The sequence below is a fragment of the Brotocaccenecus cirricatena genome, assembly GCF_020687045.1.
Classification (GTDB): domain Bacteria; phylum Bacillota; class Clostridia; order Oscillospirales; family Oscillospiraceae; genus Vescimonas; species Vescimonas cirricatena.
Genome location: NZ_JAJEPW010000100.1, coordinates 1 through 6,795 on the forward strand (window position 1 = coordinate 1; position 6,795 = coordinate 6,795).

8 protein-coding genes are annotated in these 6,795 nt (G+C 53.1%); all 8 read left to right on the forward strand.

Annotation, left to right across the window (positions count from 1 at the left end):
- A partial coding sequence (locus LKD37_RS16520) for an LPXTG cell wall anchor domain-containing protein (RefSeq protein ID WP_302930181.1) occupies positions 1-1,455 on the forward strand: 1,455 nt, incomplete at its 5' end.
- A gap of 218 nt (positions 1,456-1,673) precedes the next feature.
- Positions 1,674-2,654, forward strand: coding sequence for a MarR family transcriptional regulator (locus tag LKD37_RS16525; RefSeq protein ID WP_302930182.1), 981 nt, complete (start codon positions 1,674-1,676; stop codon positions 2,652-2,654).
- 11 nt (positions 2,655-2,665) lie between these two features.
- Positions 2,666-3,421, forward strand: coding sequence for a hypothetical protein (locus LKD37_RS16530; protein ID WP_302930183.1), 756 nt, complete (start codon positions 2,666-2,668; stop codon positions 3,419-3,421).
- Between the two features lie 176 nt (positions 3,422-3,597).
- Positions 3,598-4,404 carry a phosphoadenosine phosphosulfate reductase domain-containing protein gene (locus LKD37_RS16535; RefSeq protein ID WP_302930184.1) on the forward strand — a complete coding sequence of 269 codons (807 nt, stop codon included), beginning with the start codon at positions 3,598-3,600 and terminating at the stop codon, positions 4,402-4,404.
- Positions 4,404-4,796: a DUF7007 domain-containing protein gene (locus LKD37_RS16540; RefSeq protein ID WP_441448570.1), complete on the forward strand. Its 393-nt coding sequence runs from the start codon at positions 4,404-4,406 to the stop codon at positions 4,794-4,796. The genes LKD37_RS16535 and LKD37_RS16540 overlap by 1 nt, the downstream gene beginning before the upstream one ends.
- Positions 4,796-5,758: a hypothetical protein gene (locus tag LKD37_RS16545; protein ID WP_302930186.1), complete on the forward strand. Its 963-nt coding sequence runs from the start codon at positions 4,796-4,798 to the stop codon at positions 5,756-5,758. The genes LKD37_RS16540 and LKD37_RS16545 overlap by 1 nt, the downstream gene beginning before the upstream one ends.
- Positions 5,755-6,294 (forward strand): hypothetical protein, encoded by a 540-nt coding sequence (locus tag LKD37_RS16550; RefSeq protein WP_302930187.1) that lies wholly within the window; start codon positions 5,755-5,757, stop codon positions 6,292-6,294. The genes LKD37_RS16545 and LKD37_RS16550 overlap by 4 nt, the downstream gene beginning before the upstream one ends.
- A gap of 12 nt (positions 6,295-6,306) precedes the next feature.
- Entirely contained in the window at positions 6,307-6,672 is a 366-nt protein-coding gene (locus LKD37_RS16555) for an LPD28 domain-containing protein (RefSeq protein WP_302930188.1), read from the forward strand.
- The last annotated feature ends 123 nt before the right edge of the window (positions 6,673-6,795 follow it).

The following is a 6,795-nucleotide window of genomic DNA, read 5'->3' on the forward strand; positions in this document are numbered from 1 at the left end:
ACGGAGCAGACCGTGACGACCAATGCAGACGGCGAAATGCAGCTCGATGATCTCCGCCCCGGCGCTTACACCGTGACGGAGCAGAGCAGTGACCGGTATGAACCCCAAGAGGTGCGTCAAGTGACTGTGATCTCCGGTCAGGTCGCCACCGTGACCTTCCATAATACGCTGAAGCGGGGCAGTCTGGAGGTCATCAAAACCTCGGAGGATCATTTGATCGAGGGTGTGAAATTTCACTTGACAGGCGCCTCGCTTTCGGGCTTGCCCGTAGACGAGTACGCCGTAACAGACAGCACGGGCAAGGCCGTATTTTCCGATGTGCTGATCGGCACAGGCTATGTGCTGTCCGAGGTGGATACGGATGTTCGCTATGTGATACCCGAGGATCAGACGGCAGCAGTGGAATGGAGCAAGGTCACGCACAAGAGCATCCACAATGTGCTGAAAAAGTGGAACGCCACCGTTACGAAAAGCGACAGCGCCACCGGAACACCCCAGGGCGATGCCAAGCTGTCCGGCGCGGTCTATGGCGTATACAAGGGCGGGCAGCTTGTGGACACCTATGTGACGGACGGAAATGGCCAATTCACGACCGTATATTATGCCTGCGGGGATGATTGGACGATTCGTGAGATCACGCCCAGCGAGGGCTATCTGCTGGACAGCACGGTGTACCCCGTAGGCGCTGAGCCGCAGCGGTACACCGCGGAATATAATCCCATTGCGCTGGATGTGACCGAGCAGGTCATCCGGGGCGGCGTGGCCCTCACGAAAGTGGACAAGGACTATCCGGAAAACAAACTGGAGGGAGCCGTGTTTGAGGTCTACCGTGACAGCAACCGCAATCAGGAACTGGATGCTGAGGACGAACTATTGGGCACGATGGAGGAACTGGGCGGCGGCGAGTACGCCCTGACCGGCCTCTGCTACGGCGGCTATTTTGTAAAGGAAGCCAAGGCCCCGGAGGGCTTTTATCTGGATGAGAACGCCTACTATTTTTCCATCACCACGGACGGCGAAACCGTGACCGTGGAAAATGAAGCCGGAAAGGGCTTTGTCAATGCGGCGCAGGTGGGGTCGCTCCGGATCGTCAAGACCTCCTCGGACGGAAAGCTGGAAGGATTTTCCTTCCGTGTTACCGGGGCCAACGGCTATGACCAGGTGTTCCAGACCGATGCGGAGGGCTTCATTCTCGTCGAGGGCCTGCGTATCGGGGACTACACCGTATCCGAGGTGCGGGACAGCAGTTCGGACGGGTATCTCCTCCCCGCTGACAAGACGGCCTCCGTTTTTGAGGGAGCCGTAACGGAGGTGGAGATGCACAATGAAAAGAAGCCCGCACTGGAGGTGCCGCAGACCGGAGACAACAGCCACATGGCACTGTGGCTGGGTCTGCTGGGCATTTCCGGCATCGGCGCTGCGGCTATACTGCTGATGCGCAAGCATAAAAAATAAGCGCCAAGGGGCGGCCAGATCGGCCGCCCTTTTTTCTATGGGAAAGAAAAGTTTTTCGGCGTGAACCAACAATAACAGGATGGTATTTGTGAATAAATGGCTATACTGTTTGTGTGCCATCTACTCAATTGTTTCGTATTCACTTGACAAGTTTCAGTTTTAACGGTACAATTAAGAAAAAGTGAAACAAAAGACGGAAGCGAAGGAGTCTTTCTGATATGCTATCTTTCCTTAAATTAGTATTCGGCCCCGATATTACAGTGAAGGGATTCGACTACACGGATGACACGCCCTACTATATCAAGGACGGATATACCCCCCAATTGTTAAGTTGGGGAGACCATGCGTGTGTTCTTTTGAAGCCAAATGGCTCTTCTTGGCGATTGCCTACATTAAAAAAGCAGTTGAAGAAGTTTCAGGAACTTTGTTCTCTTCCCTGTGCACTGTGCTTAGACAACCTGTCTGCGTTACAACGACGGAGTATGCTGGAAGAACACATCCCGTTTGTGTCTCTTTCGCAGCAGGTGTACCTTCCGTTTTGGGGGTGCGCTTTTCATGAGCAATTCAAGGCGGACACTGCCATTATGGCAAAAATGGCACCCGGTACACAGCTTGTATTTCTATATTTATACTATGCAGAGAATACTGGGTCCGTAAATCTGACACAGATTGCAAAGGCACTTTCGCTCTCAAAGGCGACCTGTACAAGGGCAATCAATGACCTCTCTGCTTCGGGTCTGATCTCGCAAACAGCAGAAGGCACGAATAAATGGATCACAACGGCATACACCAAATCAGAACTTTTGGAAAAAGCATACGGGCGACTGAAAACGCCTGTTGATCGAATTCTTTACGTAAAAGGAACCGCCCAAATCGAGCATCCAATTGCAAGTGGAATACGGGCGCTGGCACGGCAATCCATGATTGGGGTAAACGATCAGGATGGTGCTATTGCGATTTCCAAAAAGGAGGCGGCAAAAATCCCAGCAGAAGATATCTGCACAAAACAGTATTTTGAAGACTTTGGCGGTGCTGTTATTGAAGTGTGGTCCTATGACCCGATCATTTTGGAGAGAGACGGCTGTGTAGATGACATTTCATTGCTGCTCAGCATGGACAACGACCCAAACGAACGAGTTCAGACGTGCTTGGATGAAATTCGGCAAAAGCACGGACTACCAATCAAAGAGGAAGAATAAAGGAGAACGAAATGGTAAATGGCATAGATATATTCCGAGAGCACTTCAATCATTTTAAGGAGCAATATACTGTAATTGGAGGCTTTGCCTGTGATCTTCTGATGAACGATGCAGGACTTGATTTCAGGCAAACCGTTGACATCGACATGGTGCTGATCGTCGAGGCTTTAACGACAGACTTTGCAAAAGCCTTTTGGGCTTTTATTGAAGCTGGTGGCTATCAGGCCAGGCAACGCAGTAACGGTCAACCGGAGTTCTATCGTTTTGTGGACCCAACGAACCCTGCTTACCCCAAGATGATTGAATTATTTTCAAGGCCACAAAGCAATGTGGTCTTGCAGCCAGATACACACTTGATGCCGCTGCATATTGATGATGAAGTTTCCAGCTTGTCAGCGATTTTGCTCAATGATGATTATTACCACTTTCTTCTGGATGGACGAACAGTTACAGATGGTATCTCCATATTAGATGCTGAACATATTATTCCGCTGAAAATGAGAGCTTGGCTGGATTTGAAAAGCAAGAAAGCAGAAGGAATCCATGTAAACGCACGTGACATCAAGAAACACCGTCTGGATGTGTTTCGCCTGTTCCAACTTGTACGGGAAAATCAGAGAATACCTGTCCCGCAGTCTATAATGGAGGATATTACTCGGTTTATAGCACAAATGCGGCAGGAGGACATTCGTTTAACGGATATAGGTATTCGCCGCTCGAAAGACTCTATTCTGGATATTTATAGTCAAATGTACATTACAGAATAAAAGCGCCGCCCCCATGCTGAACATTCAGTGTGGGGGCAGTTTCATGGAGTGGAACAAATCGTCGCAGTGTCGGTCTTGTGTTTGCACTCCTGCATTTTCAAAGAACGAATCCCAAGGGGGCGGCCGGATTGGCCGCCCCTCTTTTACATACCGAATTGAAAGGAGACGGAATGGGTATGAGCAATCAAACGGAAGAAAAGGATCTGTTCCATGCGGTATCCCTGTCCGGCGGTAAGGACAGCACCGCTATGCTGTTGCTCATGGTTGAGCGAGGGCTGCCGATCCATGCGGTCCTGACGGCAGATACGGGCATGGAATTTCCGGAAATGTATGAGCATCTGCAAAAGCTGGACGACTATCTGTTTGCAGAGCGAGGGCTGCATCTGACGTGGCTGCGCCACCCAAAGGGCTTTGAGTGGCTGATGTTTGAGGAAAAGAAGCAGCGATCAGCCAGCATTGAAAACCGGCAGTGGCTGGGTGTTTCTCTATACGGAAACGGCTGGCCCGGTCCCCGTGTGCGCTGGTGTACGGGGCAGCTGAAAACGCATCTCATCCATAAGGAAATCAACCGGCTGAAAGGACAATACCGGGCCGTGAGTTATGTGGGTATCGCCGCAGATGAGCCGAAGCGCATCAAAAGCGAGCGCTATCCGCTGGTGGATTGGGGAATCACGGAGAAGGAAGCCCTGCAAATCTGCTATGACCGGGGTTATGACTTCGGTGGGCTGTATCAGATTTACCACCGCTGCTCCTGCTGGTGCTGCCCGTTGCAGGGCATTGGGGAGCTGCGAAAGCTCCGGCAGTATCACCCGGAGTTATGGGAGCGGCTGCGGGAAATGGACAAACGTGCGTTGGCACAGTTCGGTCCCGGCCCGCTGGGGCAATTCAAGAAGGATTGGAGCGTGGAACGATTGGAGCAGCGATTTGCGGCAGAAGCGCAGCAGCTTTCTATTTCATCCTTGCAGAAGGAGCGTGAGCGATGATGTATCGAGAACCGAGTGATTCCCCTTGGGGCCTTGTTGTACGCTGCGACACTTTGTGTCCCGGTGTGTATAGCGTATCCACGGCAGGCCACGGAGGGATCATGGCCCAAATCGACGCAGCTCGGCAGTTGCTGTCCCTGGAAGCACAGCAGGTCGGCTTTCAGGCAGGCGGGTATCTGAATTTTGAGGAGGACTGCGATGCGTCGGTGGCCCTGCGGGAACTGATGGACAGCGGTATCATTGCACCCCGGACGGATAACTACTTCCGCCCCGGCGAATATGAAGCCTGCATTGACCGGAGCCTGCAGCGCTGGAACCCGGCCTATTGGCGTGCACGGCAGAAACGGCTCTCTGTACAGGCGGCAAAAGCGACAAAGGAGCGTGAACGGTAATGGACTATGTAATCAAGATCATGACCCCGGCAGAGCGCAGCTACTGTTATACCGGCAGCCAGCAACTCGACAAGCAGGCCGGCTGCATCGGTCATTTGCGCGGGGACATGGACAGAAGAGGCAACGGCTTTTTCACCTCATGGGAGGATCATTGCGGGGAGCTGAAAACACAGGCGTTCAAGGATGAGTTTGATGATTTTATCAATGCCCTGCGTTTTGACGAGCGCTATGACGGCATTTTCAAAAACCGCAGCAGCCTTTCCCGATACTGCTATGAACACAAAGAAAGTGTGTTTGCCGAGGATTTTATTCCGCAGTACGGATTCCGGGTGGATACGCCGGAGTATGCCTATCTGCTGCGGCTGAATCCCATGCAGGGCGATTATAACCTGTATATCTACTGCTATCGCCGGGAGATGCTGGAGCAGCACATGAAAAAGGCGGCCCGCGGCATTTGCTTTCTTGATACAAGCGGCAAGGAACGGTTCCGCATTCCCGATGGGGACAGTATCCGTGTGACCCGTCCGGATGGCAGCCATAGTGACCACACCTGCCGCTACATTGACGAGAACCGCGCCGAGATCGGCTACGGGGTCGATAACCTGTATCACATGGCGCAGTTTGCCGAATGGATGGCGCGAAACGGCAACACTTATGTGCCGCTGCGCTCCTCCCTGCCAAAGCAGTGCTACTCTCTCCTGCTGGACACCGGAAATGTGGTGATTTTGAAACGGGGCGAAACCGGCTATTACAAGACGGACATTCCCCACACCTCAAAGGAAGAGGCCCGTGCGCTTGTGGAGGAATATAACCGCAAGCTGGGCGTGACCCGCGCCCAGGAGGAGGCCATGAAAGGCGGCTCCATGTTCGGCTTTGACAAGCCCATTGCCGATCCCGCCAACTACGATGCACAGGGACAGCCGTTAAAGCGCCGGGAGAAAGACCGAGGTGACGCACGATGACCGAGCAGAAACATATTATCTGGAGCAGCGATCCGGACTACGAGGATTGGAGGGGCGATCTGGAGGAACAGTACCCCGAGCTTTCTGAGCAGGAACGGATGGAATTGATGGTCGAGCAGAACAACGACTATCTCGATGACGAGCGGTGCAATCTGAACATTCAGCTCTCCCGCCCCATTCTGCTGATCGCAGACATCGGCCGATGGGATGGGCGGTATCCCGGTTATGCCGAGATCAAAAGCGGCAATATCCGCGATTGCCTGTATTCCAAGATGGACTATTCCACATGGTATGTAGACCGGCTGGGCGATCTGCGCTGCGATGCCGTACATCACGACGGCACGAACCATTATCTCTACCGTGCCTACAAGGAGAATGTGAGCGAAGCACAGATCGACCGGCTGAAAGAAAAGCTATACAGCGGCACCGCCACCCGCGCCGATGTGACCCGTGTGACAAAGCGCCTGGGCGATGAGATCGGGCGGGTCTACGGCTGGCGGTTTCCGCCCGTCCGGGAAGCGGCGCGAGAAAGATAGGAGGAAAACGGTATGTCTGTTGATGCAAGAAAAGAACGCTTTGAGCTGGTGGAGGTGTTTGACCGTCCCATGCTCTTTACCTGCCTGCGGGTAGACCGAAACACGGTGCCCAAGGGGCTGTATCTCTATGAGGTACGCAATGACGACGATCAGTGCGGGATCCCCGTGGAGATCGGCCGCTGGATCATGGTTAACCACTGGGGAACGCTGCTGTCTGCGACACCCATCAAGCTGGAGCCGAACCGGTACAATAACAACGCCTACCGCCATATCGACCCGGAAAACGACTGGAACTACACCGGCGATCTGTGTTCGGCCAAGGAATATATGGATAAATACCTGCTGAAAAAGGACAGGGAAAAACCAAAGGAAAGATAGGAGGTGCTGCCCATGGCACGCAGATTTCAGGAGATCACGGAGGTTTACCGGCAGGAGATCGCCGCACTGGCCCGCGCAGACCGGTGGGCGGCATTTCTGCGCTCTGCCTGCCGGAATTATAAG